The organism is Scandinavium sp., from assembly GCF_051650185.1.
In the GTDB taxonomy this organism is placed as follows: Bacteria; Pseudomonadota; Gammaproteobacteria; order Enterobacterales; family Enterobacteriaceae; genus Scandinavium.
The window spans coordinates 1-26,886 of sequence record NZ_JBOFIN010000004.1; the positions used below are offsets into that span (position 1 = coordinate 1).

Annotated in this window: 24 protein-coding genes and 6 tRNA genes; 12 read left to right on the forward strand and 18 right to left on the reverse strand. The window is 52.4% G+C overall.

Annotation, left to right across the window (positions count from 1 at the left end):
• Both ligA and ACRCWW_RS00480 read left to right on the forward strand, forming a co-directional pair.
• A partial coding sequence (ligA, locus tag ACRCWW_RS00475) for an NAD-dependent DNA ligase LigA (protein ID WP_438680638.1) occupies positions 1 to 1,808 on the forward strand: 1,808 nt, incomplete at its 5' end.
• Position 1,809: 1 nt separating this feature from the next.
• The gene (locus tag ACRCWW_RS00480; protein ID WP_438680639.1) at positions 1,810 to 2,028 is read left to right on the forward strand and encodes a DUF3820 family protein; all 219 of its coding nucleotides are present in this window, start codon (positions 1,810 to 1,812) and stop codon (positions 2,026 to 2,028) included.
• Here ACRCWW_RS00480 and ACRCWW_RS00485 read toward each other — a convergent pair.
• The gene (locus tag ACRCWW_RS00485) at positions 2,025 to 3,023 is read right to left on the reverse strand and encodes a bile acid:sodium symporter family protein (protein WP_438680640.1); all 999 of its coding nucleotides are present in this window, start codon (positions 3,021 to 3,023) and stop codon (positions 2,025 to 2,027) included. The two genes, ACRCWW_RS00480 and ACRCWW_RS00485, sit on opposite strands and share 4 nt — an antisense overlap.
• An 89-nt stretch (positions 3,024 to 3,112) precedes the next feature.
• Between ACRCWW_RS00485 and ACRCWW_RS00490 the strand changes: the two genes are divergently transcribed.
• Positions 3,113 to 4,039, forward strand: a complete 927-nt coding sequence (locus tag ACRCWW_RS00490; protein WP_438680641.1) for a LysR substrate-binding domain-containing protein — start codon at positions 3,113 to 3,115, stop codon at positions 4,037 to 4,039.
• Here the strand turns inward: ACRCWW_RS00490 and ACRCWW_RS00495 are convergent.
• From ACRCWW_RS00495 to ACRCWW_RS00515, 5 genes are all read right to left on the reverse strand, one after another.
• The gene (locus ACRCWW_RS00495) at positions 4,030 to 4,377 is read right to left on the reverse strand and encodes a FlxA-like family protein (RefSeq protein ID WP_438680642.1); all 348 of its coding nucleotides are present in this window, start codon (positions 4,375 to 4,377) and stop codon (positions 4,030 to 4,032) included. The two genes, ACRCWW_RS00490 and ACRCWW_RS00495, sit on opposite strands and share 10 nt — an antisense overlap.
• Positions 4,378 to 4,497: 120 nt before the next feature.
• A tRNA-Lys gene (locus tag ACRCWW_RS00500) sits at positions 4,498 to 4,573 on the reverse strand.
• A 4-nt stretch (positions 4,574 to 4,577) separates the two neighbouring features.
• Positions 4,578 to 4,653, reverse strand: a tRNA-Val gene (locus ACRCWW_RS00505).
• Positions 4,654 to 4,699: 46 nt separating this feature from the next.
• A tRNA-Val gene (locus ACRCWW_RS00510) sits at positions 4,700 to 4,775 on the reverse strand.
• 44 nt (positions 4,776 to 4,819) lie between these two features.
• Positions 4,820 to 4,895: transfer RNA gene (locus tag ACRCWW_RS00515), tRNA-Val, on the reverse strand.
• Positions 4,896 to 5,153: 258 nt separating this feature from the next.
• Between ACRCWW_RS00515 and gltX the strand changes: the two genes are divergently transcribed.
• Positions 5,154 to 6,569, forward strand: coding sequence for a glutamate--tRNA ligase (gene gltX / locus ACRCWW_RS00520; protein WP_438680643.1), 1,416 nt, complete (start codon positions 5,154 to 5,156; stop codon positions 6,567 to 6,569).
• A 44-nt stretch (positions 6,570 to 6,613) separates the two neighbouring features.
• On the opposite strand, the gene ACRCWW_RS00525 is transcribed toward gltX, so the two are convergent.
• Both ACRCWW_RS00525 and ACRCWW_RS00530 read right to left on the reverse strand, forming a co-directional pair.
• Complete coding sequence (locus tag ACRCWW_RS00525; protein WP_438680659.1) at positions 6,614 to 7,009, reverse strand: YfeC-like transcriptional regulator; 396 nt, start codon at positions 7,007 to 7,009, stop codon at positions 6,614 to 6,616.
• A 2-nt stretch (positions 7,010 to 7,011) separates the two neighbouring features.
• Positions 7,012 to 7,365, reverse strand: coding sequence for a YfeC-like transcriptional regulator (locus ACRCWW_RS00530; RefSeq protein ID WP_438680644.1), 354 nt, complete (start codon positions 7,363 to 7,365; stop codon positions 7,012 to 7,014).
• A 218-nt stretch (positions 7,366 to 7,583) separates the two neighbouring features.
• On the opposite strand from ACRCWW_RS00530, the gene ACRCWW_RS00535 reads away from it, so the two are divergent.
• The 3 genes from ACRCWW_RS00535 (at position 7,584) to ACRCWW_RS00545 (ending at position 10,167) form a co-directional block, all read left to right on the forward strand.
• Positions 7,584 to 7,656 (forward strand) — tRNA-Ala (locus tag ACRCWW_RS00535).
• Positions 7,657 to 7,700: 44 nt separating this feature from the next.
• Positions 7,701 to 7,776: transfer RNA gene (locus tag ACRCWW_RS00540), tRNA-Ala, on the forward strand.
• Positions 7,777 to 7,986: 210 nt separating this feature from the next.
• Positions 7,987 to 10,167, forward strand: coding sequence for an EAL domain-containing protein (locus ACRCWW_RS00545; RefSeq protein WP_438680645.1), 2,181 nt, complete (start codon positions 7,987 to 7,989; stop codon positions 10,165 to 10,167).
• A 39-nt stretch (positions 10,168 to 10,206) separates the two neighbouring features.
• On the opposite strand, the gene ACRCWW_RS00550 is transcribed toward ACRCWW_RS00545, so the two are convergent.
• A complete protein-coding gene (locus ACRCWW_RS00550) occupies positions 10,207 to 11,409 on the reverse strand; it encodes a NupC/NupG family nucleoside CNT transporter (protein WP_404658113.1) in 1,203 nt (400 codons plus the stop codon).
• Between the two features lie 345 nt (positions 11,410 to 11,754).
• On the opposite strand from ACRCWW_RS00550, the gene ACRCWW_RS00555 reads away from it, so the two are divergent.
• Positions 11,755 to 12,993: an Nramp family divalent metal transporter gene (locus ACRCWW_RS00555; protein ID WP_438680646.1), complete on the forward strand. Its 1,239-nt coding sequence runs from the start codon at positions 11,755 to 11,757 to the stop codon at positions 12,991 to 12,993.
• Positions 12,994 to 13,112: 119 nt separating this feature from the next.
• On the opposite strand, the gene ACRCWW_RS00560 is transcribed toward ACRCWW_RS00555, so the two are convergent.
• Both ACRCWW_RS00560 and mgrA read right to left on the reverse strand, forming a co-directional pair.
• Complete coding sequence (locus ACRCWW_RS00560) at positions 13,113 to 13,463, reverse strand: DUF2502 domain-containing protein (protein ID WP_438680647.1); 351 nt, start codon at positions 13,461 to 13,463, stop codon at positions 13,113 to 13,115.
• A gap of 123 nt (positions 13,464 to 13,586) precedes the next feature.
• The gene (gene mgrA, locus ACRCWW_RS00565) at positions 13,587 to 14,585 is read right to left on the reverse strand and encodes an L-glyceraldehyde 3-phosphate reductase (protein ID WP_438680648.1); all 999 of its coding nucleotides are present in this window, start codon (positions 14,583 to 14,585) and stop codon (positions 13,587 to 13,589) included.
• 173 nt (positions 14,586 to 14,758) lie between these two features.
• On the opposite strand from mgrA, the gene ACRCWW_RS00570 reads away from it, so the two are divergent.
• A complete protein-coding gene (locus tag ACRCWW_RS00570) occupies positions 14,759 to 16,420 on the forward strand; it encodes an alpha-keto acid decarboxylase family protein (protein WP_438680649.1) in 1,662 nt (553 codons plus the stop codon).
• Here ACRCWW_RS00570 and ACRCWW_RS00575 read toward each other — a convergent pair.
• Positions 16,414 to 17,646, reverse strand: coding sequence for an ion channel protein (locus ACRCWW_RS00575; protein ID WP_438680650.1), 1,233 nt, complete (start codon positions 17,644 to 17,646; stop codon positions 16,414 to 16,416). The genes ACRCWW_RS00570 and ACRCWW_RS00575 overlap by 7 nt on opposite strands.
• Positions 17,647 to 17,850: 204 nt before the next feature.
• Between ACRCWW_RS00575 and glk the strand changes: the two genes are divergently transcribed.
• Entirely contained in the window at positions 17,851 to 18,816 is a 966-nt protein-coding gene (glk, locus tag ACRCWW_RS00580; protein WP_438680651.1) for a glucokinase, read from the forward strand.
• A gap of 82 nt (positions 18,817 to 18,898) precedes the next feature.
• Here glk and ACRCWW_RS00585 read toward each other — a convergent pair whose 3' ends face one another.
• Positions 18,899 to 19,630 carry a LytR/AlgR family response regulator transcription factor gene (locus ACRCWW_RS00585; protein WP_438680652.1) on the reverse strand — a complete coding sequence of 244 codons (732 nt, stop codon included), beginning with the start codon at positions 19,628 to 19,630 and terminating at the stop codon, positions 18,899 to 18,901.
• 10 nt (positions 19,631 to 19,640) lie between these two features.
• Positions 19,641 to 21,338 (reverse strand): LytS/YhcK type 5TM receptor domain-containing protein, encoded by a 1,698-nt coding sequence (locus ACRCWW_RS00590; protein WP_438680653.1) that lies wholly within the window; start codon positions 21,336 to 21,338, stop codon positions 19,641 to 19,643.
• Positions 21,339 to 21,725: 387 nt separating this feature from the next.
• On the opposite strand from ACRCWW_RS00590, the gene alaC reads away from it, so the two are divergent.
• On the forward strand, positions 21,726 to 22,937 hold the full coding sequence (alaC, locus tag ACRCWW_RS00595) for an alanine transaminase (protein WP_438680654.1): 1,212 nt from the start codon (positions 21,726 to 21,728) through the stop codon (positions 22,935 to 22,937).
• Positions 22,938 to 23,027: 90 nt separating this feature from the next.
• On the opposite strand, the gene ypdK is transcribed toward alaC, so the two are convergent.
• From ypdK to ACRCWW_RS00615, 4 genes are all read right to left on the reverse strand, one after another.
• Positions 23,028 to 23,099 (reverse strand): membrane protein YpdK, encoded by a 72-nt coding sequence (gene ypdK, locus ACRCWW_RS00600; protein ID WP_077777854.1) that lies wholly within the window; start codon positions 23,097 to 23,099, stop codon positions 23,028 to 23,030.
• Between the two features lie 391 nt (positions 23,100 to 23,490).
• Positions 23,491 to 24,291, reverse strand: coding sequence for a hypothetical protein (locus ACRCWW_RS00605; RefSeq protein ID WP_438680655.1), 801 nt, complete (start codon positions 24,289 to 24,291; stop codon positions 23,491 to 23,493).
• Between the two features lie 188 nt (positions 24,292 to 24,479).
• Positions 24,480 to 25,151 (reverse strand): hypothetical protein, encoded by a 672-nt coding sequence (locus ACRCWW_RS00610; protein WP_438680656.1) that lies wholly within the window; start codon positions 25,149 to 25,151, stop codon positions 24,480 to 24,482.
• 17 nt (positions 25,152 to 25,168) lie between these two features.
• On the reverse strand, positions 25,169 to 25,765 hold the full coding sequence (locus ACRCWW_RS00615) for an Ig-like domain-containing protein (protein WP_438680657.1): 597 nt from the start codon (positions 25,763 to 25,765) through the stop codon (positions 25,169 to 25,171).
• 231 nt (positions 25,766 to 25,996) lie between these two features.
• On the opposite strand from ACRCWW_RS00615, the gene ACRCWW_RS00620 reads away from it, so the two are divergent.
• Entirely contained in the window at positions 25,997 to 26,629 is a 633-nt protein-coding gene (locus ACRCWW_RS00620; protein ID WP_438680658.1) for a hypothetical protein, read from the forward strand.
• The last annotated feature ends 257 nt before the right edge of the window (positions 26,630 to 26,886 follow it).

Consider the following 26,886-nt stretch of genomic DNA (forward strand, 5'->3'; position numbering starts at 1 on the left):
TTAGTCAAATCCGCCATGAAGTCCCGATGCTGTCGCTGGATAACGTCTTCGATGAAGAGAGTTTTGTCGCCTTCAACAAACGCGTGCAGGACAGATTGAAAAGCACCGATGCGCTGACTTACTGCTGTGAGTTAAAGCTTGATGGTCTGGCGGTGAGCATTCTCTATGAAAACGGCGTGATGATTCAGGCTGCGACGCGAGGTGATGGGACAACGGGCGAAGATATTACCGCTAACGTGCGTACCATTCGAGCGATCCCGTTAAAGCTGCGTGGTGACAACATTCCTGCGCGTCTGGAAGTGCGTGGGGAAGTTTTCCTGCCTCAAGCGGGTTTTGAGAAAATCAATGAGGATGCGCGCCGTACCGGTGGGAAACTCTTTGCCAATCCGCGCAACGCGGCGGCAGGCTCTCTGCGCCAGCTTGATCCGCGCATTACCGCGAAGCGACCGCTTACTTTCTTCTGTTATGGCGTTGGCGTTCTTGAAGGGGGTGAGCTGCCGGGGAGCCATTTAGGCCGCCTGCAGCAGTTTAAAGAGTGGGGATTGCCGGTGAGCAACCGAGTGAAACTCTGCAGCTCGCCGGAAGAGGTACTCGCTTACTACCATCAGGTGGAAGAAGATCGCCCGCATCTCGGGTTTGATATCGACGGCGTGGTCATTAAGGTCGATTCGCTTGAGCTGCAGGAACAGTTGGGCTTTGTTGCTCGCGCACCGCGTTGGGCTGTGGCTTTCAAATTCCCGGCTCAGGAACAGATGACCTATGTGCGTGACGTTGAGTTTCAGGTAGGGCGTACAGGGGCGATTACACCTGTTGCTCGCCTTGAGCCTGTTCAGGTTGCTGGTGTGCTGGTCAGCAACGCAACGCTGCATAACGCTGATGAAATTGAACGTTTGGGCCTGCGCATTGGCGATAAAGTGGTCATTCGCCGTGCTGGAGATGTCATCCCTCAGGTCGTTAACGTGGTGGAATCTGAGCGTCCTGAAGACACTCGTGAAATTGAGTTCCCCACTCATTGCCCTGTATGTGGTTCAGACGTGGAGCGAGTGGAGGGGGAAGCCGTCGCGCGCTGCACCGGTGGCCTGATTTGCGGGGCGCAGCGCAAAGAAGCCCTGAAGCACTTCGTGTCACGCCGTGCGCTGGATGTTGACGGTATGGGCGATAAAATTATCGACCAGCTGGTCGAGAAAGAGTATGTCCATACGCCAGCCGATCTGTTCCGCCTGACGGCGGGTAAGCTCACCGGGCTTGATCGCATGGGGCCAAAATCGGCTCTGAATGTGGTCAACGCCTTGGAAAAGGCGAAAGAAACCACGTTTGCCCGTTTCCTCTATGCGCTGGGTATCCGTGAAGTAGGTGAAGCCACTGCGGCCGGACTTGCGGCACATTACGGCACGCTTGATGCGCTGATTGCAGCATCCATCGAGGATCTGCAGAAAGTGCAGGATGTGGGGATTGTCGTCGCGACACACGTCTTTAACTTCTTTGCGGAAGAGAGTAATCGTGAGGTCATTCAGCAGCTGCAAAATGAAGGTGTTCACTGGCCTGCACCGGTTGTTATCAATGCCGAAGAGATAGACAGCCCATTTGCCGGGAAAACCGTCGTACTGACCGGCAGCCTGAGCCAGATGTCTCGTGATGACGCCAAAGCACGGTTAGTCGCGCTGGGGGCAAAAGTTGCCGGCAGCGTCTCGAAGAAAACCGATTTGGTGATTGCGGGTGAAGCCGCAGGTTCCAAACTGGTGAAAGCCCAGGAGCTAGGCATTGACGTTATCGACGAAGCCGAAATGTTGCGCCTGTTAGGAGTCTGACGTGGAAAAAGAGCAGCTGATCGCGATAGCCAACACTGAAATGCCTTTTGGCAAATATAAGGGCAGAATGCTGATTGATGTGCCGGAAGAGTATCTGCTTTGGTTCGCCCGTAAGGATGAGTTTCCTGCCGGGCGACTGGGTGAGCTAATGGCGATTACGCTGTTGATCAAAACCGAGGGGCTGACGCATCTGGTGCAGCCCCTGAAGCGCGGGCGTTAAGCCTTGGCGGCATCAGCCGCTTTTTGGGCCTCACGCTCTTGGGTCTGACGCTTATAGCGACGTGCCAGCACCGCACAGACCATAAGCTGAATCTGGTGGAAAATCATCAGCGGCAGCACCATCACGCCGACCATCGCTGTCGGGAAAAGAATGTTGGCCATCGGGATGCCGTTGGCCAGACTCTTTTTCGATCCGCAAAAGACAATCGTAATTTCATCCGCTTTATTGAAGCCGCATTTGCGCGCCACCACGGTGTTCACCACGATAACTATCGCCAGCAGAATCAGGCTCACGATAACGATAAACAGCAGAGAACCCACGCCGACTTTGTGCCAGATACCGTTTACAACCGCTTCACTAAAGGCGGAGTAAACCACTAACAGAATCGACGTTTGGTCGGTTTTGCCAATCCACTTTTTGTTGCGTGCGACCCACTCGCCGAGCCATGGCCGAGAGAGATGGCCCAGCACAAACGGCAGCAGCAGTTGCAGCATAATTTTTCCAACCTGCTCCAGGCTGCCACCGGCACCGTGAAGGTGCATCAGCAGTCCTACCAGCAGGGGAGAGATGAAGATCCCAAGCAGGCTAGAGGCGGACGCTGAACAGACGGCCGCCGCCACGTTCCCGCCAGCCAGTGAGGTGAAGGCAATCGCCGACTGAACGGTTGCTGGCAAAATACACAGATAGATAAAGCCGCTGTACAGCGCAGGGTCAACGTCAATCGGTGCCCACAGCGCAAACAGTACGCCGAGAAGAGGGAATACGACGAAGGTGCTGCACATCACCCACAGGTGGAGGCGCCAGTGGCTGCCGCCAGCGATGATGGCCTCACGGGAGAGCTTTGCACCGTGCATGAAGAACAAGAGTGCGATGGCCGCTGTGGTTAATCCATCGAAGAACGGGACAAACCCGCCCTGTGCCGGAAACAGAGAGGCCAGCACAACAACCGTGATCAGCGTAAGCGTAAAGGGGTCAAGAATACGAAAAAGTTTCATAAACGCTCCAGAAAGTGAATGATGCTATTGTGCTTTTTTTGATTTGAGAAATAAAATTGATTTATTGCATCCATTAATGAATAAAACAGATGAATTATTCGCTGCGTCAGCTGAAAGTGTTTATTACCGTCGCACAGGCCAGGAGCTTTAGCCGGGCAGGCGAGATCATTGGTCTAAGCCAGTCTGCTGTCAGCCACAGTGTGAAAGAGCTGGAGCTGCAAACGGGCGTAAGACTATTGGACAGAACCACGCGGGAAGTGGTGCTAACGGAAGCCGGGCAGCAGCTGGCGGCAAGGCTTGAACGGTTACTGGATGAACTGAGCAGCACGCTACGTGATGCAGGACGAGTAGGGCAGCAGCTTAGCGGTACCGTACGGGTTGCCGCCAGTCAGACGATCTCGGCCCATCTCATCCCCCAATGTATTGCGGCCAGTAATCGGCGCTATCCGGAGATAGACTTTGTGCTGCATGACCGACCGCAGCAGTGGGTGCTTGAAAGCATTCGTCAGGGGGAAGTGGATTTCGGGATCGTCATTGATCCTGGTGCAGTCAGCGATTTGCAGTGTGAAGCCATCCTGTCTGAGCCGTTCTTTGTGCTGTGCCGCAAAGATCACGCTTTTGCCGCTCAGTCTGTTATCAACTGGCAGTCGCTTCAGGGAACCCGATTAGTTCTTCAGGATTACGCTTCCGGGAGCCGTCCATTGATAGACGCCGCGCTGATACGGCATGGGATTTCTGCGAGTATTGTTCAGGAGATAGGACACCCCGCCACGTTGTTTCCGATGGTGGAGGCTGGAATTGGGATCAGCATTCTTCCGGCATTGGCACTGCCATTGCCGCAGGGCAGTGAGCTGATGGTCAAGCGCCTAACGCCTGTCGTTGAGCGTCAACTGATGTTGGCGCGGAGGAAGAACCGCTCGCTATCCACCGCGACGCAGGCACTGTGGGATGTGGTCGGACAGCAGGCTAAAGCGCTGACCGCTGCCCGTACTCTCGATCCGCTCTATCAGACGTAGATATCGATTTGATGATCGTCAGAAGGGGTGTTCACACCGGTGACTTTTCCAGAGGATTTGTCCTGCTGGCTCTGCGCCTTTTCGGCCTGTTGATGCTGTAGCTCAGCCAACTGTGCTTCGAGCATCGCAATCTGTTCCTGAATCATTTCGGCTTGCTTCTGTTTGTCTTCCGTACTGCCGCTACCGTCAGCGATGGTTTTTAACTGCTGGGTCAGCTTGGTAATTTGCTGCGTAATACGTGTTATCTGTGAAGAGATGTCATTCCCCTGGGGGGCCGCGGTGCTGGTGGTCGTCTGTAACCCAGGGGCGGTGGAAGAGGGCATAGATATCGAGGCCATCATGAACTCCTTTTACGGGTGAAAAAGAGGTTATCGGCAGACAAAAGTAAGGCTTGAGGGAAACGTGATAGACAAGAATTGCAGATAGCAAAAAGGCGCCTTTAGGGCGCCTTTCTACATTGGTGGGTCGTGCAGGATTCGAACCTGCGACCAATTGATTAAAAGTCAACTGCTCTACCAACTGAGCTAACGACCCGAAGTGGTGGGTGATGACGGGATCGAACCGCCGACCCCCTCCTTGTAAGGGAGGTGCTCTCCCAGCTGAGCTAATCACCCACTTCGGTACTTCACAATTTAGTAAGAAATCCAGCTGGCGAGAAAGTGGTGGGTGATGACGGGATCGAACCGCCGACCCCCTCCTTGTAAGGGAGGTGCTCTCCCAGCTGAGCTAATCACCCACTTCTCAATTTCTTACTTTACACGGCGGAGACTACCTAAGTAGTGGTGGGTGATGACGGGTTCGAACCGCCGACCCCCTCCTTGTAAGGGAGGTGCTCTCCCAGCTGAGCTAATCACCCCCGCTGTGTGGAGTCGCATTATAGGGAGAGTTGAAAATGAGTCAACGCCTTTTCCAAAGATTTTATTTGTTCGTCGTAAAATTAAGCAAAACGATCGCAAATCAAACCATGGCGCATGATTTATAAACAAAATCGGCTAAGCGCAGCGTTTCGCAGGGAACAACATTGAGGATTCAGATGGGAGTGATAGAATATTGCCCACTGTTTTTTCCCAGGATTTGCCGGTGGTCGGCATCTTTCCAAACGTAAGGCCATTTCATGAAAATCAAAACTCGCTTCGCGCCAAGCCCGACAGGCTATCTGCACGTCGGCGGTGCTCGTACAGCTCTCTATTCCTGGCTTTTTGCACGTAACCACGACGGTGAGTTTGTGCTGCGTATTGAAGACACCGATCTTGAGCGTTCTACGCCGGAAGCTATCGAAGCCATTATGGACGGGATGAACTGGCTGAGCCTGGAGTGGGATGAAGGCCCTTATTTCCAGACGAAACGTTTTGATCGCTATAACGCTGTTATCGACGACATGCTGGTCGCAGGGACGGCGTATAAATGCTATTGCTCCAAAGAGCGTCTGGATGCCCTGCGCGAAGAGCAGATGGCTAACAATGAAAAGCCACGTTATGACGGCCGCTGCCGCCACGATCACAGCGAGCACGCTGCTGATGAGCCTTGCGTGGTGCGTTTTGCTAACCCACAAGACGGTTCCGTTATTTTCGACGACCAGATTCGTGGCCCGATCGAGTTCAGCAACCAGGAACTCGACGATCTGATCATTCGCCGTACTGATGGTTCCCCAACCTATAACTTCTGTGTGGTGGTGGATGACTGGGATATGGAAATCACTCACGTTATCCGTGGTGAAGACCATATCAACAACACACCGCGTCAGATTAACATTCTGAAAGCACTGAACGCGCCGGTGCCTGTGTATGCTCACGTTTCAATGATCAACGGCGACGATGGCAAAAAGCTCTCCAAGCGTCACGGGGCGGTGAGCGTCATGCAGTATCGTGATGATGGCTATCTGCCGGAAGCGCTGCTGAACTATCTGGTGCGTTTGGGCTGGTCCAGCGGTGACCAGGAGATCTTCTCCCGTGAAGAGATGATCAAACTGTTCTCTCTGGGAGCGGTAAGCAAATCTGCCAGTGCTTTCAACACTGAGAAGCTACAGTGGCTGAATCACCACTACATCAACTCTATGGCTCCGGAGTATGTGGCAACTCACTTGCAATGGCATATCGAGCAGGAAAAAATCGACACCCGCAATGGCCCTGAGCTGGCAGAGCTGGTGAAACTGCTGGGCGAGCGTTGCAAAACACTGAAAGAGATGGCGGCAAGCTGCCGTTATTTCTATGAAGAGTTTGATGAGTTTGATGCCGACGCGGCGAAGAAACACCTGCGTCCGGTTGCCCGTCAGCCGCTGGAAGTGGTACGTGATAAGCTGGATGCCATCACTGACTGGACGGCAGAAAACGTTCATCACGCGATTCAGGCAACGGCTGATGAGCTGGAAGTCGGTATGGGCAAAGTGGGCATGCCGCTGCGCGTAGCAGTGACCGGGGCCGGTCAGTCTCCTGCTCTGGATGTCACCGTGCACGCGATCGGTAAAAGCCGCAGCGTAGCGCGTATCAACAAAGCGCTGGCATTCATTGCTGAACGTGAAAATCAGCAATAACTAATCTTCAATGAGAAACGGCAGGTTTTCACACCTGCCGTTTTTTATTCGCTTTCGTCCGCTATTCGCAAACGTTCCAGGAATTGAGTCAATCCTTCCCGCACTAACAACTTATGCAGACGTTCTTTCTCCGTCGGCGACATCATCATCATAATGCCAAAAATCTGCTGCCAGACAGGGTCTTTATCCTGCGTGTGATAGCTATGAGCGGGTTCTGCCGCGCGTAATGAAAGCGAGAGATGCCGGAGTTTAGGCGTTGATGCCAGAAATTCTCTGACATCTGGTGTGATATGAATCAACCTTGCTCTTCCACCTTTTACGCCTGGCACCGGTTCGGTTATCCACTTTTGCTCACGGATCCAGCGATTGATCGTCTGGTTGGCCATGCCAACGCAACGCGCGAGTTCCTGCGTGGTCATTTTGCTATGGATAGGGAGTATGTTCATTGCGACTCTTGCGTACGAATGCCCAAACGAAGTAGCAAACCGGAGATCCCTTCACGAAGCAGCAGGCTGGTGAGCTGCTTTTGTTCGCCGTGTGACATCTCTTTTGCCAGTGACAACAGTAGAGCATCGAAACTGTCTTCTGCCGGAGTGGGGACATCTGCCGCGCGTTGCGCGCTATGAATAAACTCACGAACCTGTTCGTTGACATGCACCAGGCGGGCTTTTCCCCCCTGTACACCGGGACGAGGTGATGTTTTCCATCCCTCTTTACGCACCCATTTGTTGATAGTTTGGCGGCTATAACCGGTCAGATGGGCGAGTTCCTCCGGCGTCATTCGTTCCTTGATCATGCTATTTCCTGAGTGCCTGTGTGGAATTAGTGGTTCATCTTATAGCATCCTTTTAGTTGAAAACGTGACGGGTTTAACTCATGAATGCGAGAAGCCTCGCAATGTCATTTAGTTGCATGCTTTTTCATCGATTGAAAGAAGGGGGACTATTTTGCCGTTGACACCTGGCAAGGGAATTCATATTATGCCGCCCGTCAACACGACACGTTTTACGTTACGGGGCTATAGCTCAGCTGGGAGAGCGCTTGCATGGCATGCAAGAGGTCAGCGGTTCGATCCCGCTTAGCTCCACAAAATTCTGCACCCATCAGTATTTGGAACGTAAACAACATTGTGGGGCTATAGCTCAGCTGGGAGAGCGCTTGCATGGCATGCAAGAGGTCAGCGGTTCGATCCCGCTTAGCTCCACCAAAATTTAAACCCTCGCCCTGGCGGGGGTTTTTGCTTTTTAGCCTTCCCGTTTCGTCAAAAATCCGCGAATAAGGTCAGTTAATGTTGGGGTGTGAAAAACCACAGTAAGAATAGGATTTTTCGCTGAGCCTGTACTTGCTTCGCGCGATTAAAAAACATACTATGCGGCGGTTGAAGACTTGTGCCAGCCGGAATAGTATCCTGATCAAAATGACGTTAACCCTCCCTCCCGCAGCGAAAAAATTTGTGCTGGCGCTGAGCCTTAGCCTGTTTGCTATTCCTGTTGCTCGTTTCCTTTCTCCCGTCACGCAAATTGACGGTAACGCGATTTATCTCGCCTGGTTGCCAATAAGCGTCATGCTGTCGATGCTCCTGTTGTTCGGACGCCATGCCATCCTTGCTCTGATCGTCGGCTTCGCGCTGACCAATGCCTGGCTGCTCCCGCTGCCGTGGCTTCAGGGGGGCGTGCTGTTATTTTGTCAGCTCTTTGCGGTGTTTGTGTCCTGCGGCATTCTGCGATGGATGTTGGGCAAGCGCTGGCGGTTTGGCTTGCCGAATAAGAATATGGGCGTGCGTATTTTTTGGGGATGCTTTTTCGCGCCCTTTGCGCTGAAAGGCACGATGTATCTTGCCGGGCGTTTCTTTGATTTTCCCCTATCGGTGGCAGGGTTTTTTAGTTCTTCTTCAGTTATTTACAGTATTGTCGATATCCAGAGCCTGATCTGTTCGGCGCTGATTTTCACCATGCTGTTTTACTATCCGCTACGAATGATCCTCAATCCGCGTTATGCCAAAAAGTTCTGGCGGCGGAATATCGCACCGGCATTTTGTCATCGGAAGTGGTTGTTCACACTTCACTGGCTGCTTGGGCTGGCGGTATTCCTGTTGATACTGTGTGCACCGTTTGAATCGCGATTCATCGCCGGTTATCTCGTCCCGCTGATCTTCATTCTGTTCTTTGTTGCCATCAACCGCTTCAGCTATCCGCTGATAAGCCTCTTGTGGGGCATCAGTGCGTTTTTCCTCGTGGTGTATAACCGCAACTTCCTGCAGGGCGTAAGCACTGAATATGCGTTTTCGTTTGTGCTTTCGGTGCTTATTTCCTTCACCGTTTGCATGCTCTACATCGCGCAAATTTATGGCCGAAGCGATGCAATTAAGCAGAAACTGCACACTCAGGCCAATCAGGACCCGTTGACCGGGCTCCCTAATCTGCGTGCTTTTGAACACTATCTGGCGAAACATCCACAGGTCAGTGTGTGCTGCCTGAGAATGGATAATCTGGAATTTTTAAGCCGCCATTACGGCATGATGATGCGAGTGCATTGCAAGCGCAGCGTGACCCGTGAACTGCAGCCTCTGTTGTGCCAGGGTGAGAAACTTTTCCAGCTTCCGGGCAGTGAATTGTTGTTGGTGCTCCAGGGCGCAGAAACAGCGGCGAGACTCTCATCGATAGTCGATTTCCTGAACAGTCATAGATTCAGCTGGCAGGGCGATTCTCTGGATGTGGAGTTTGGTGCGGCCTGGGGCGTGATTGAAGGCGAGGGCGAAGCTCTGCACCACACGCTCGGGCAGCTGAGCTGGTTGTCGGAACAAGCGTGCACGGCTCGCCGCGTGCTGGCGCTGGATAACAGCCTTGCGACGGTATCAGACAATACGACAGAACGCGTGATGCAGCTCAGCCGGGTCAAAAAGGCGCTGGCAGAAGGCGAAATTGAGCTCTTTGCTCAGCCGATAGTCAATCAGCAGGGCGACCGCTACCACGAAATCCTGGCGCGTATGCGTTTTGACGGGCAGTTAGTGACCCCGGATAAATTCATCCCCATTATTGCGCAATTCAACCTGAGCAAACGCTTTGACCTGCTGGTGGTTGAGACGTTATTCAAAGCGATGCAAACCTTACCCGGTGAGCATTTTTCCGTGAACCTGATGCCGTTCACGTTGATGCAAAAAGAGAGTGCCAACAAGATTATCGATCTCTTCACTCGCTACGCCATTTCACCGCAAAACGTGACTATCGAGATAACTGAGCAGCAGGCGTTTGCGGGTTCTGAAAACAGCGTGTTGAACATTCAGCGTCTGCGGGAATATGGTTGCCAGATAGCGATTGATGATTTTGGTACGGGCTACGCGAACTACGAACGCCTTAAGCGCCTTGAAGCGGATATCGTTAAAATCGATGGCAGTTTCGTGCGAACTATCACCACAGACGTGGTGGATGAGATGATCGTCAAATCGATATGCGAACTGGCTCAGGTGAAGAAGCTAACGTTGGTAGCGGAGTACGTTGAAACGGAAGAACAGCGTGAACTGTTGTACCGACTCGGTGTGGATTATCTACAGGGCTATCTGATTGGGAAACCCCATCCGCTCAGCGAACTGAGAAAATAAAAAAAGCCGGGAATCCCGGCTTTTTCACATCTGTTTGGCTTACAGAACCAGTGCGGCGATAGACGCTGAAAGCACGCTCACCAGCGTAGAACCGTAGACCAGCTTCAGGCCGAAGCGAGAAACCACGTTGCCTTGTTCTTCGTTCAGACCTTTAATCGCACCGGCGATGATACCGATGGAAGAGAAGTTGGCGAAGGAAACCAGGAAGATGGACAGAATGCCCTCTGCGCGCGGAGAAAGCGTGCTGGCGATTTTCTGCAGATCCATCATCGCAACGAATTCGTTGGAGACCATTTTGGTTGCCATGATGCTACCGACCTGCAGCGCTTCAGCTGCAGGAACACCCATCACCCAGGCCACTGGCCAGAAGATGTAGCCCAGAATCCCCTGGAAGGAGATGCTGTGGCCGAACCAGCCGGTTACGGTCGCGAACAGGGCATTGAGGGCTGCGATCAGCGCGATGAAGCCGATCAGCATCGCTGATACGATAATCGCCACTTTAAAGCCTGCCAGAATGTATTCACCCAGCATTTCAAAGAAGCTCTGACCTTCGTGCAGATTGGACATCTGCAGGTTCTCTTCGCTCTGCTCAACGCGATACGGGTTAATGATGGACAGGACGATAAAGGTGCTGAACATGTTCAGAACCAGCGCTGCAACCACATATTTCGGGTCCAGCATCGTCATGTAAGCGCCGACGATAGACATCGACACGGTAGACATCGCCGTCGCCGCCATGGTGTACATGCGGTTGCGGGACATCTTGCCGAGAATATCTTTATAGGCGATGAAGTTTTCAGACTGACCGAGGATCAGGGAGCTTACCGCGTTGAATGACTCCAGTTTACCCATACCGTTGACTTTGGAGAGCACGGTACCGATGGCACGGATAACAATCGGCAGAATACGGATATGCTGCAGAATACCGATCAGTGCTGAGATGAACACAATAGGGCAAAGCACTTTCAGGAAGAAGAATGCCAGACCTTCATCGTTCATTTTACCGAAGACGAAATTTGTCCCTTCATTGGCGAAACCGAGAAGTTTTTCGAACATCTCGGAGAATCCTTTCACAAATCCCAGGCCGATATCTGAGTTCAGGAAGAACCAGGCCAGCAGGACTTCAATGACAAGTAGTTGAACAACATAGCGAATGCGAATCTGTTTACGGTCATGGCTGACCAGCAACGCCAGAATCGCAACCACAGCAAGCGCGAGGACAAAGTGTAGAACGCGGTCCATATTTGCTCCAAATATGAGGCAGGTTAAATTTCCGTGCACATTCTATGCAACAAGATAAAAGAAAACGAGATCTATGCCGCACTATAATCAGAAGCTGTGAGCAATCTCAAAAAAGGTGATCCATCAGACATTTCTGTTATGTTATGTAAAGGTGTTAAAAGTTACCTTTTTGTACTAGTCTGACTAAGGGGCAAACAGGCGCTCCACCTACCCACAAACATGGCCCGACACGGCTATCGTTTCTGTCTATCAGAGAAATCATTATCACCTCACCAAATGAACTTGATAATCATTCTCATTTTGATAGCATGAAACATAGCAAAGGCTATATTTCAGAGGCAGAAAATGACAAACAGTCGCGTTGAGAGTAGCAGCAGTCGCGCAGCGCGCAAGATGCGGTTTGCATTAATGGGGCCTGCGTTCATTGCTGCCATCGGGTATATCGATCCGGGCAACTTTGCTACCAATATTCAGGCGGGGGCCAGCTTTGGCTACCAGCTGCTGTGGGTTGTCGTATGGGCGAACCTGATGGCGATGCTGATTCAGGTTCTCTCCGCCAAACTTGGGATTGCCACGGGCAAAAACCTGGCCGAGCAAATCCGCGATCACTATCCTCGTCCTCTGGTTTGGTTTTACTGGGTTCAGGCTGAAATCATCGCCATGGCGACGGATCTGGCGGAATTCATTGGCGCCGCAATTGGCTTCAAGCTGATCCTGGGGATCTCACTGCTTCAGGGCGCTGTGCTGACCGGAATCGCCACTTTCCTGATTCTGATGCTGCAACGCCGGGGGCAAAAGCCGCTGGAGAAAGTGATCGGCGGCCTGCTGCTGTTTGTCGCTGCGGCCTATATTGTCGAGCTTGTTTTTTCCCAGCCTGCGCTTGCACCGCTGGCGAAAGGGATGGTGCTGCCTTCGCTGCCGAATTCTGAGGCCGTTTTCCTGGCTGCCGGGGTGTTAGGTGCCACCATTATGCCGCACGTAATCTACCTCCATTCTTCGCTGACACAGCATCTGCATGGCGGTACGCGGCAGGAACGCTATAACGCCACCCGATGGGATGTCGCCATTGCCATGACCATTGCGGGTTTCGTAAACCTGGCGATGATGGCAACCGCCGCCGCGGCTTTCCATTTCAACGGTCACACTGGCGTGGCCGACCTTGATGAAGCCTATCTGACGCTTGAACCGCTGCTGAATCATGCGGCGGCGACCATTTTCGGCCTGAGCCTGATTGCCGCCGGCCTTTCCTCAACGGTGGTGGGAACGCTTGCCGGGCAGGTGGTGATGCAAGGGTTTATCCGCTTCCACATACCGCTGTGGTTCCGTCGGGTTGTGACCATGCTGCCGTCGTTTATTGTCATTCTGATGGGGCTCGACCCTACACGTATTCTGGTTATGAGCCAGGTTCTGCTGAGCTTCGGGATTGCGCTGGCGCTGGTGCCGTTGTTGCGGTTCACCAGTGATGAAAAGCTGATGGGCGACCTGGTTAACACGCTGTGGGTGAAACGGGCGGGGTGGATAATCGTGGTGCTGGTGGTAACGCTTAATGGCTGGCTGCTGGTGGGTACGTTATTAGGTTTGTAAGGTAATTGCCGAATAATTGCCGGGTGGCGCTACGCTAACCCGGCCTACAATCTACGCTGGCACAGGCTCCTGGTAGGCCCGGTAAGGCGAAGCCCGCCACCGGGCAAAATCTGTCGGAATTAATGGCGATGACCGTGCCCATGATCGCCCCGGCCTGGGCCACGACCCCTGCCGCCGCGGTGATCGTCGCGGTCGTTCCAGCCTTCGCGATAGCCACGCTCATAGGCTTTGCGTTTATCCCAGCCGCGGTGCCAGCCGTTATCATGGCGATGCCAGCGTGCATCGCGCCACTCATAATTGCGGCGCCAGTAATCGTGGTCGCGCCAGCGGCCACCGTCCCAGTAGTTACCGTAATTATCCTGATCGCCAATTTGTAATTTCACAGAGGGCAGCAGAGTGAGTTCACCTGCATTTGCCACTATCGGGGCGCTTGCCAGAAGTACCGCAGCCAGAATCAGTGACCTGAACATTTCTTTCTCCTACGTTCGAAGCCTCAGTGGGCCTGTTAACGCAATCTTACGGGGCGTTACAACCCTGTAAGATTGGAGCAACTCCTAAATACCCGGCCACAGCACTTTTTGCTAAAAGTGATGCTAATTTGCGCGATTCAGAATGGCGTCAATGGCGGTGCACTCCTGCGAGGTAAACTGGCGTTGTTTGAGCATGCCAACGGCATCATCAAGCTGCGCTGTTTTGCTGGCACCGATTAACACCGATGTCACTTTGTCATCAAGCAGCACCCAGGCCAGCGCCATCTGTGACAGCTTTTGCCCACGGCTTAACGCGATATCATTCAACTGGCGAATTTTCGCGATTTTCTCCTCAGTCAGATGGTCCGGCTTCAGGAACTGGCTGCCGCTGGCGGCACGGGAATCGGCAGGAATGCCATTGAGATAGCGGTCGGTCAGCTGTCCACCTGCCAGAGGTGAAAAGGCAATCGAACCCACGCCTTGTTCTTGCAGGAGAGCAAGCAGACCGTCTTCTACCCAGCGTTCAAACATGGAGTATTTGGGCTGATGGATAAGACAAGGCGTGCCGAGATCCTGCAAAATCGCCAGTGCTTCGCGTGCGCGGTCGGCCGGGTAATTGGAAAGCCCGACGTACAGCGCTTTCCCCTGGCGCACCACGTGGTCTAACGCACGCATCGTTTCAATCAGCGGCGTTTCCGGGTCCGGGCGGTGGTGATAGAAAATGTCGACATACTCCAGCCCCATGCGTTTCAGGCTTTGATCAAGGCTCGCAATGAGATATTTGCGCGAACCCCAGTCGCCGTACGGGCCATCCCACATGGTGTAGCCCGCTTTGCTGGAGATGATCAGCTCGTCGCGGTACGGCAGGAAGTCCTCTCGCAAAATACGCCCGAAATGGCTCTCCGCCGAACCTGGCGGTGGGCCATAGTTATTGGCGAGGTCAAAATGGGTGATCCCGAGATCAAAAGCGTGGCGCAGCAACTGACGGCTGGTTTCCACCAGAGTTGCGTCGCCGAAGTTATGCCACAGGCCCAATGAAATGGCCGGGAGCTTCAGTCCACTCTTGCCACAGCGTCGGTATTCCATTGTTTTATAACGCTCTGGGTTTGCCTGATAAACCATTAAAACCTCCAACAGGGGTGAGTGTGTATACGTTTACACTAATCTATGCACTCGCCGACGTATACTCCCCAACGCTGTAAATTCTGCTTTCCACTATGAAATTCTTATGCTTCTGGACAGCCAGCGCGCATCTCTAATACTCAGAATATCTATGCGGCGAAAGGAAGTTGGCTATGCAATCTCAATACACTATTGCTGATTATTTGGTGGATCGTCTTGCCGGATGCGGTATTGACCACATGTTTGGCGTACCGGGTGATTACAACTTACAGTTTCTCGATCATGTCATCAGTCATCCCTCGTTATGTTGGGTCGGGTGCGCAAATGAACTGAACGCCGCCTATGCCGCCGACGGTTATGCCAGAGTCCACGGGGCTGGTGTGTTACTCACGACCTATGGCGTTGGTGAACTGAGTGCGCTTAACGGCGTAGCGGGAAGCTTCGCAGAATATGTGCCTGTTTTGCATATCGTTGGGGCGCCTGGTACCGGCAGCCAACAGCGTGGGGAGTTGCTGCACCACACACTGGGCGATGGGGAATTCGATCATTTTTATGAGATGAGTCGCCCAATCAGCGCAGCCCAGGCAAAGCTCACCGCCAGCAATGCCTGCCAGGAAATTGACCGGGTACTGAGGGAAATGCTCACAGAGCACCGTCCGGCCTACCTGATGCTGCCTGCTGATGTGGCGAAATGCCCGGCCAGCAAGCCTGTAAACGCTCTCACACTTTTACCTGCGCCTGTTGATGAGGGGGCGCTGAAGGCGTTTTCCGAGGCAGCCAGAGCAGTATTGCAACCCGCTAAGCGTGTGGCGATGCTGGCTGATTTTTTGGCTCACCGTTATGGGTTGCAGTCTTCCCTCAGAGAGTGGGTCGCTTCGCAGCCCATCGCTTTCGCCACGCTGCTGATGGGCAAAGGGCTGCTGGATGAGCATCAACAGGGGTTTGTGGGCACTTACAGCGGTGCCGCCAGCGATGAAAGCACTCGTGCGGCGATTGAAGATGCCGACGTAACGTTATGTATCGGAACACGTTTCACTGACACCATCACCACAGGATTCACGCATCAGCTGGCAGTGGAAAAAACAATAGAACTTCAGCCGTTTTCCGCACGTGTCGGCACTCGCTGGTTTAGCGGGTTGCCCATGCAGAAGGCTGTTGAGGTATTAAGAAGCCTTGGCGAAGAGTTCAGCGGAAACTGGCTGATGCCTGAATCGCGGGCGCGTGTCACGCCTGCGAAAACCAACGGTACGCTGACACAAAGCAGTTTCTGGCAGACGCTCCAGCAGGCGCTACAGCCCGGTGATATCGTGCTTGCTGATCAGGGCACGGCGGCGTTTGGGGCGGCTTCTTTGGTGCTTCCGTCCGATGCCTCACTGCTCGTGCAGCCGTTATGGGGATCGATTGGCTATACCTTCCCGGCGGCTTTTGGCGCACAAACCGCAGCGCCTGACAGGCGAGTGGTGCTGGTGATTGGTGACGGTGCGGCACAGCTGACGGCGCAGGAGCTTGGGTCGATGCTTCGGGATGGGCAGCGGCCACTCATTTTGTTGTTAAACAACGAAGGGTATACGGTCGAAAGAGCGATTCACGGGCCGGAGCAACGTTACAACGATATAGCGTTGTGGAACTGGACGAACCTGCCGCAGGCGCTGAGCCTTGAATGCCAGGCGCAAAGCTGGCGGGTAACGCAAACGGTGCAGCTTCGTGAGGTGCTGGAGCTGGCCTTACAGCGGCAGCACCTGGCCTTTGTTGAGGTCGTGCTGCCGAAACAGGAAATCCCTGAGCTGCTCAGAGCCGTCACTCAGGCGCTGGAGGCCCGCAACAACACTCAATGAGGCGGTTTGACCATCATCACCGGTCTGCCCGCCAGCAGCAGCCAGGCGGGCAGCATCACGATGCATAACAGCGGAAGCAGCGTAGTGTCTGGCACAACCACGGCGGCCATAAACAGGCTCAGCCAGCCATCACGCGTCACCACCAACACCATGCCAAGGATGGCGCAGGAAACGGTAATGGCCAGCGGGACGGTATCGACATGGGCATGAAGCATCAGCCCAAGCGCGACGGCGACAAATACTGTCGGGAAAATGCGACCGCCGCGAAAACCAGCGGCAGTGGCGACCACCAGTGCCGCCAGTTTCATCAGGGCGATAAACAGATAATCGGATGCGGTGAGCGTCTGACTAAAGGCCATTTGCTGCATTTCGCTCAGCCCTTTAAAGAGCGTAATGTGGCCGCCCATCACACCGATGACGCCAAGCAGAAAACCGCCCATCCCTAAAATCAGTACGGGATGCTTCAGCTTGTGCAACAGAGCGTGCAGGCGAGGTAAACACCAAACGGCGACCATCCCGACGGCGATCGCAATGGCTGCGACGACAGCGCCGCTGAAAATGTCGACCAGTTGCATCTGGTGATAGTGGGCAATCGGCAGTGAAAACTGAGGATGGAAAAACAGGCTGGTGGTCATTGCGCCTGCGGCGGCGGCGAGCAGTGGGGCAAATAAACGGTCCCACAGCGGTGTTTCGTCTGAACTATTAAGCGTCTGTGAGAAAATCAGCGCAGCGGCGACAGGCGTACCAAACAGAGCACCAATCGTTCCCGAGGCGGCAAGAATCGTCCAGTCGAGCTTATTCACTCCCGGCAGAAGGCGTGAGCCAAGTGCGACGGCGAGCGCAATATTCACCGACATAATGGGATGCTCAGGGCCGAGACTCACACCGCCAGCCAGCCCCAGAACCAGTGCCAGAATTAACCCTGGAAGCGCAGAAAGCGGGATCGGCGCGCCAATCAGCGGTTCCGTTGACGGGTCCGGGCCTGCATGACCTGGGCTGTAACGAATCACCAACCCAACCGCAATGCCGGTTGCGGTCAGTATGACCATCATCCAGCCGCTGGAATCCAGGCTAATGCCAAACTGGGCGGGTAGCGCGGTCCATAAGATCTGCTGAAGCAGGTCGGCAACTTTCATCACCACCACCAGAATCAGACTGGAGGCGATACCAATAATCAGGGCGGGAACCGATAACATCAGCATGGTTCTGGCTCGCGGATGGAGCATAATGATTTCCTTTTAACGCTTAGCGCGCAACACTTTGCCGATTAACCGCAAAGCCTTCATTGCAATTGATGCTGAAACGGTAAAGTTATTATGTGACCGGGATCGACAATTCACGGGCGTTGCAGCGTTGGTCATTGTTGTTAAGCCTGCATGAACTTACAGTGTGCCAAAGACTTATTCTGACTTTAGTGGAGCCGTTACAGAATGACAAAGTTTGCATTAACAGGTGATGTCGGTGGGACCAATGCACGACTGGCGCTGTGCGATCTGGCCACCGGTGAAATTTCCGAAGCGAAGACTTACTCCGGGCTGGATTACCCAAGCCTTGAGGACGTCGTTCGCGTCTATCTTGACGAAAAGCAGGCTGACGTTAAGCAGGGGTGTATTGCCATTGCCTGCCCGATTACCGGTGACTGGGTGGCAATGACCAACCATACCTGGGCATTTTCCATCGAGGAGATGCGAAAGAACTTAGGTTTCACGCACCTGGAAATCATCAACGATTTTACCGCCGTGTCGATGGCTATCCCGATGCTGAAAAAAGAGCATCTTATCCAGTTCGGGGGAACTGAACCGGTTGAAGGAAAACCAATCGCTGTTTACGGTGCGGGCACAGGGCTTGGCGTGGCGCATTTGGTCCACGTTGATAAACGCTGGGTCAGCTTGCCGGGTGAGGGCGGTCATGTTGATTACGCGCCAAACAGTGAAGAAGAAGGCATTATCCTGCAAGAGCTGCGAGCTGAGCTGGGGCATGTTTCCGCTGAACGTGTGCTTTCCGGGCCGGGCCTGGTCTATCTCTATCGCGCGATTGTTAAGGCTGATGGGCGTTTGCCGGAGAATCTGCAGCCGAAAGATGTCACTGAACGTGCGCTGGAAGATACCTGCATTGACTGCCGCCGCGCGCTGTCGCTGTTCTGTGTGATCCTGGGGCGTTTTGGCGGCAACCTGGCGCTGACGCTCGGCACTTTTGGTGGCGTGTATATCGCAGGCGGGATCGTGCCACGCTTCCTCGAGTTCTTTAAAGCTTCCGGCTTCCGCGGAGGTTTTGAGGATAAAGGGCGCTTCAAATCTTATGTGCAGGATATTCCTGTGTTCCTGATCGTACACGACAATCCCGGTCTTCTTGGCTCCGGGGCGCATCTGCGCCAGACGTTAGGGCAGATTCTGTAAACCCTTTCTGCCCGGCGGCACTACGTTTGCGCAGGCCTACATTTTGTAGGCACGGCAAACGTAGTGCCGCCGGGCAAAATCGTCACAAATGCATCAACTGGCGAAATTCCTTCACCTTGCTGCGGCTGACCGGCACCTGAAAATCCAGATCGCGCAGGCGAAGGATATAGGTGTTATTGAACCAGGGCTCAATTTCACGGATCTTACTGAGATTGACGCACCAGGAACGGTGGCAGCGGAAAAAGTGAGCTGAGGGCAATTTGCTGCAAAATTCGGTGATATTCATCGGCATCACCCAGGACTCTTTGCGGGTATAGACGAAGGTCATTTTCTCATGGGCTTCGGCGTAATAGATGTCGTGAATGGACGTGACGAAAATCTTCTCATCGCGAACCAGGTTGATGGTGTCGTTTTCGCGTTGCGGGCTGGCCGAACTGTTGCCACCGGACTGCAACTGCCAGGCATTTTCCAGCTTTTGCAGCATAGTGACGATGCGCGACTCCTGATATGGCTTCAAAATATAGTCGAAGGCTTCCAGCTCAAACGCTTCCACCGCATGCTCCTTCCACGCGGTGATAAACACAATAAACGGCTTATGCGCAAACTGGCTGATGTTCTGAGCCAGCAGCACGCCGTCCAGCGACGGAATGTTGATGTCGAGAAAAATGGCATCGACCCGGTTGTGCTGCAAAAATTTGAGAACATCCAGCCCGTCATCAAACGTGCCCACAATCTCCATCTGGCTGTGCTCTTTAATCAGCCAGGTCAGTTCCTGTTGAGCCAACACCTCATCTTCAACAATGATGACTTTCATCCTGATTTCCTTATAGCTGGAACGGTACGGCCGCCGTGACGGGCACCCGCTGGTTTGGGACGTAAAAAGCAATCTCGGTGCCAGGCTCCAGACGCTGGATATGCAAGCCTTCGCCGTACAGTAATGTCACCCGGTGGTGAACGTTCAGCAGGCCAATTTTGTTGCCTGGCATTTCATTGGCTTCGACGCGGGCGATCACCGCGGGATCGATGCCGTTGCCAGTATCACGAACGCTTATCCGCACGCGATTCCCGCTTTCCGTAATACTGAGCGTCACCACGCCTTTCCCTTTGCAGGGCTGGATACCATGGACGATCGCGTTTTCAACCAACGGCTGGATCAACAGGCTTGGGATCACGCAGTTCACCTCATCATCAATATCGTAAATCACCGTGAGCTTGTCGCCGAAGCGAGCCTGCTCGATGGCGATATAGTCCTTGATTTGGTAAAGCTCCTTGCGGATATCAATCTGTTCATCGTCCTTTAATTCAATGTTATAGCGCAGGTAACGAGAGAGATTGAAAATCAGCTGCCGCGCGGTGTCCGGATTAAGGCGAATCGACGAAGAGATCGCATTCAGCGCGTTGAATAAGAAATGGGGATTAATCTTGCTCTGCAACGCGCGCAGTTCTGCCTTATTTGCCATCTCCCTGAGCTGCTCCGCACGGGAGACTTCAAGCTGAGTCGAAATAATCTGTGATAGCCCTACCGCCATTTCCTGTAGCGAAGAGGTTATCTGGTGTGCATGGCAGTAATAGATTTTCAGCGTCCCGGTGACGATGCCTTTTTCCCATAACGGAATGATGAGAAGCGAGTGGATCTCAGGCGTGCGATAAGCCTCGTCGTCATTACGAATAATGATTTTGCCGTCCCGTAACGCTTGTTGAGTTCGCGGGCTGATCCCCAGATCGTTCTCCTGATAATTTTTCTCACCCACGCCGACATAAGCCAGAACTTTGTCGTTATCAGTAATGGCGACCGCATCCGCATGGATATCGTGGCGGATGATATCGCAGACCTGTCGCAGGGATTCGCTGTTGACGTGGCGAAACAGCGGCAAGGTTTTATTGGCAATATCCAGCGCCAGTCTGGCCTGTCGTCCGGCCATGTCTTCTTTTTCTTTTTCGACGCTTTGCACTAACAGGACGATAAACCCAATGCAGACGCTCCCCAGTATCATCGGCACGCCGATTTTAGAGACAATATCGAGGCCCAGCGCCAGAGTAGGTGCCCACACCACGACGAGGATCATGGTCAGCGTTTCACACACCATGCCTGCCAGAATGCCCGCGCGCCAGTGCTGCGCTTTGGGGATTTTTCGGCTGATCCAGCCTGACATCAGCCCGGCGATAATGCTGGTGATAAAGCACGGCACGGCAGTGACACCGCCGATATCGATAAGATAACGGTGCGTGCCGGCGATGAGCCCGGTGATGGCACCGACCCAAGGGCCAAACAGGATCCCGCCGGACATCACGGCGATAATGCGCACGTTAACGAGTGAGCCTTCGACAGGCACGCCAGACCAGGTGCTGAACAGGGCAAACAGCGAGAAGATGGCAGTGACGGCCAGCAGCTCTTTAGGCGTGTGGGCGGATTTATGCAGCAGTTCGCGAAACAAGCGGATGCGAATAAGGAAGAATAAACAGATCAGCATCAGGGCGGCTCTGTCGAAGACCGCCAGCAGCATAGTGAAAATTTCGTGCATGAGAGAGCCGTGGATTGCGCGGGAAAGGCCTATGATAAAAAACCTGACGGCCGAGTGCCAGTTATCCTGTCGTCCGCATAACAGGGAAAAACCACGATTTTAAAAGGGGATTGATATCGATTTCCTGAATCCTAAGCAGGTTAAGCATTTCAGAGGGAAATGTTGGTAAATCAAATGATATCAATTTGTTGTTTTGTCTGTGCGGAATAATCGAATCAGGGAAGCCATGTTCTCTCCTTTCCGGTCATCATTTCCTCTTTTAATCCGCCCACTATTTTTAATTTCGCCTCTCGACAGCAGGAAAACTTTCGGGTTATTTATTATTCATGCCACACAAGTGGCGGCGTCGCTCGGACGGTCCGGGCGCTAACGTAATCCGAGGATCCTATGGCTGAGTTCAAACCTGAACGCCGTTTTACCCGTATCGACAGACTTCCCCCTTATGTATTCAATATCACGGCTGAACTGAAGATGGCTGCGCGTCGGCGCGGCGAAGATATTATCGACTTCAGCATGGGTAACCCGGATGGCGCGACCCCGCCGCACATTGTGGAAAAACTTTGCACAGTGGCTCAACGGCCAGATACGCACGGGTATTCCACGTCTCGCGGTATTCCTCGTCTGCGTCGTGCCATCTCTCGCTGGTATCAGGATCGGTACGATGTGGAGATCGACCCGGAAACCGAAGCGATCGTGTCGATCGGGTCGAAAGAAGGGCTGGCGCATCTGATGCTGGCGACGTTGGATCATGGCGATACCGTGCTGGTGCCGAACCCAAGTTACCCCATTCATATCTACGGTGCGGTGATAGCCGGGGCGCAGGTACGCTCAGTTCCGCTGGTGGAAGGCGTCGATTTCTTCAATGAACTGGAGCGCGCGATCCGCGAAAGTTACCCCAAACCGAAAATGATGATCCTCGGTTTCCCGTCTAACCCAACCGCACAGTGCGTAGAACTCGATTTCTTCGAGAAAGTCGTTGCTTTGGCGAAGCGCTATGACGTGCTGGTGGTACATGACTTAGCGTATGCCGATATCGTGTACGACGGCTGGAAAGCCCCTTCCATCATGCAGGTGCCGGGTGCTAAAGACGTGGCGGTGGAGTTTTTCACCCTGTCGAAGAGTTACAACATGGCAGGCTGGCGCATCGGTTTTATGGTGGGTAATCCGCAGTTGGTTAACGCGCTGGCGCGCATCAAAAGTTATCACGATTACGGGACGTTCACGCCGTTGCAGGTCGCGGCGATTGCTGCTCTGGAAGGCGATCAGCAGTGCGTACGGGGTATCGCCGAACAGTACAAACGCCGCCGTGACGTGCTGGTAAAAGGGCTGCATGAAGCGGGCTGGATGGTGGAGATGCCGAAAGCCTCCATGTATGTCTGGGCGAAAATTCCTGAGCAGTATGCGGCGATGGGCTCGCTGGAGTTCGCGAAGAAATTGCTGCAGGACGCGAAAGTCTGCGTATCACCAGGCGTAGGTTTTGGAGATTATGGCGACACTCACGTGCGCTTTGCGCTGATTGAAAACCGGGATCGTATTCGCCAGGCCGTGCGAGGCATCAAAGCGATGTTCCGCGAAGATGGGCTATTGCCTGCGCCGTAGGTCGGATCAGGCGTAGCCACCCCCTACACGCCGCTATCCAGAAACGCAAACAGGAGCCCATCGGCTCCTGTTTTTCGTTGCAAGCTCAAGCTAAATCATCAGGGCGAAAGTACCGGCCCATACGATGACCATAAAAGAGATGCCCATCAAAAAGTATTTCACGTCTCATCACTCCGCGTAGCCTTGCCACGCCCAAATGAAAAATATCCTGACTGAGTATAGAGAGCTGACACCGCCTCGAATAAACATTGGGATTTTTCCCTTTTGCTGTTCGGCATCACCTCAACATTCTGTGCTTCAAGTGCTCCAGACGGCGCTAATGTACGCTTAAAAAATGGGGGTGACAAGTGGGATTTTTTTATTAATTTTTAGTTACTTACAACTGTCGTGAAACGGCGACACAATAATTTCGAAGGGGTATAAATCTGTTCCCGGCGACGCCTGGCGAAGCAGCAAAATGGCAGGTAGTACCCTGTTGAAACTATAGGGTTTTTGGGGAAAGAAGAGAAAGCAGGCCATCCATAAAGGTGAGCACCTGCTTTTTTGGGAAGGATTAGAACTGATATTTGTACGATAGCTGGAAACGCTTCTCGGCATCTTCCAGATACGTATTGTTGTCCTGAATGTAGGTAAAGCCGCTCACGGAATTGTGCTTATCGAACGAATAGCCCAGGCCAATCCCCCCGAAGTAACCTTTATAGTTATCACCGTCGTCATTTTTTGAGCCGTAGGACATGCCCATAAAGCTCAGCAGACGGAGATCGGCGGTCAGCGGTTTCAGAATAAAGGCGCCCAAATAGCCGCTACTTCCGGAAGTCTCCATCGAGTGGAAGCCATTTTCCGGGGAAGGCGAGCCAGTAAAGCCAGGCTGGGAGCAGGCAGAGCGTTCGTCTTTATCACAGCCAATATGATCGCCAGTGTTATAGGTGTAGCCCGCCATTGGGAAGATCTGAAAACCGGCCGGTTCGATACCGAAGTAGCTCAGGGGGATAAAGGTACCGACAGAGTAGTTGGTTTGCGAAGCCCCGTTCGGGTAATCGTTTTTGCCAAAATTGAAGTTAACGATACCTACGGGGAACAGCCAGGAGCCGCCGACACGCCATTCGGTCGCATCACTGTTCACCTTGAGGTTAATTTTGCGAGCTTCATCTAATGCCAGAGAGCCTGAGAAAGCAACGTTGCTGTCGTTCATGTCGTAATTGTCTGACCACGCCACGCCGACTTTGGTGGTGACTTTGGTCGGATCGTCGTCGGATTTTTCTTTATTAGTTTTGACTGTGCCAGTTTGGGCTGAAGCCAGTACAGGAGCCATTCCCAGGCACAGAATAAACAGGGAAAGCGGTTTAATTTTCATCATTTTTCCAGAGGCCGAAAGTGAAACAAACAAGCGAAAGGCCGCGATACTACCCTGGGAAATGAGGCGCACCTGAGGTTTAGATTTAAATTTGGGTTTAGATTTGGATCTTTTATACCGCCGGGAAAGGGCGTTAACTCTCAGAAAACAACGGATAACGATACGAAACCGTTATCCGTCATTCGTTATTAAGAAGGGATTTGCTGGGCGTTATAGGCAAACAATGAATAGTCGACCAGCATATTTCCGGTTGTATCCGGAATTCCATCACGCGACCGTTCTCCGTAAGGATAATGTTGCTGTCGAATAAAGGACTGACAGGCACTACCTAAAATGTCATCCGGTTTTGTAGAAAGATGCTTTGCTGCTTCGCCAGCCACCAGTCGGGTGACTGCGAGCGCGAGGTCTATAGCTGGGTTAGCCTGCAAAATCACCGACAGTGCTTGCGCTAATGTTTTGCTTTCTGAGCTGGTAATCGTATTTTTTATCTCTGTCCAGACGATTCTGTTTTTGTCATTGTTTTTGATAGCTAAAAATATCCAGCTTAAATCATCAGGGATCGTCTCTGAACGATAAAGTAAATAGCCGGTATCACCAAAGGTAATCGATGCATCGGTATTATATTTCACACTTATATCTGGAATGTCTACCATCATAATATTGTTGTTGATGATAGCGTCTAAATTGGTTTTTTTCTTTACTGGGTCAGTTTCTTTAATCCAGTTATCAAGGCTAACAGTGTCTGCGGTTTGAGTTACTATAAAACTAACCATATTGATTGTGGGCTTTTCAGCCCATGGGAAAAGGGAGCTGCTGTGTGTATCATGTAAACGAACACGATTTATTTTAAAATAAAACATATAAACCTCTCAGGTGCTTATTTGATAGTGATTTTAGTTATTGCTGAATTCCCGGAGTCATTGGCTACAAAAGAAATATTTGTTGTACCTGCGGCTATTCCAGTGATTAAGCCCGAGTCTGGATCAACAGTCGCTACTGTGTTGTCTTCACTTGACCATTTCCCTGTTTTGTTAGTTGCATTTTCTGGCGTAAATGAGGGGGCCAGAGTTAACGTTTTCCCAGTTTCTACCCAGTATTGTGAGTTCAGAAAACTAACGCCTGTGGAAGGGGTATTTCCCTGAGTTGCACGATTAATGACAAGACCCGCAGTATTCTCAACGAAATCTGCACCAGCATAACCCGCTGCTGCAATGGACAATAGTTTAGCAGTGTCAAATGCTTTTGGTGCAGCAGAGGGATCAATTATTCCCATCATAAAGCCGACTGCAATGCCTGCAATGGCGCCAATCATGAGGCTAATAAGCATAAATGCAGCATCAAAGGTACTTTTCGTATCAGCCTGAGATAATCGCCCGGCTTTTTTTAGGCCAACAATAACTCTGACACCTTGGCCAAATAACCCCATGGTTGCACAGAGGAGTAAGATTGTGGCTGATTGGGTAAGTGGTTGCATGGCTTATACCGTGAAGTGATGAACGATGTTTTCATTATGTAAGGCAATAAAAACGCATCTATCATTAAAAAAGGTGGTGTGGGAAAAAGTATTTAATGATAACGAATGAGTGGTGGTGATGGTTTTAGTTGGTATCTTTATTTACAACATAACCTCCCTTGTGAGTTAAGTGGGGTTAAATAATTATTCAGTCTAGCTTAAGTTACAAACAAATATGAATAAGGGGCATCTATGGCAACGCTGGGTATTATCACCAATGACGCTTATTCCTGTGAAATCTTTGAAGATGACGATGGGCGTGTTTACTTCAAAGCAGGGGCGGCTATCGACGCTGATGGAGCAAATGGGCAGAACCAAAAACCAGCAGCTTACAAATCTGACGATTCCGGTACGGAGTATCTGGCGAACGGTGGAATGAAGATTGTGGCAGGAAAAGTCGTGTGTGCTCATGAATGGGCGCGAAGTATCGTTGTACTGGATAGCAACAATGAGCCCAAAATATTTCCCGGCGGTATTATTGCATCGACAACCTGGTATCGGATCCCCGGTCTGGCATCTGACGTTCCAGAGGCATATGTCGATTCGGAGTGCGTTCCTTACGTTGTTGTACCCTCGTTGATTGTCCAGAAAACGAAAGGTGTTGTGAGGGGGTGTAAGGCCCGAGTCACCTGGAACGGAAATTCCGTTGATTGTGTCGTGGCGGATTTAGGACCGAAGTCAAAAATTGGCGAGATTAGCATTGAGGCTGCAAGGCAGCTCGGCATTCCGGAAAGCCCCAAAAACGGTGGAATTAAGGCGGCAGAAGTTTTTTACGAAATTTGGCCGGGGATCGTTGCTCCAGGATTTGTATTGCAGCCTGCATGAAGCAGTGATTAACAGGGAGGGTGAGGGCAAATGGTGTCCCCTGCATGAATGAAACCTGATTGTTAATGCTTTGAAATATATAACTATATAATTTTGTGTTGTTTTAAACTATACACTTAGATATACACATGCATTAAAGCTTGTGTTTTCACTAGGGCCGGAGGCATTCTGCAACGCCTCCAGCCTCCAGCCTCCAGCCTCCAGCCTCCAGCCTCCAGCCTCCAGCCTCCAGCCTCCAGCCTCCAGCCTCCAGCCTC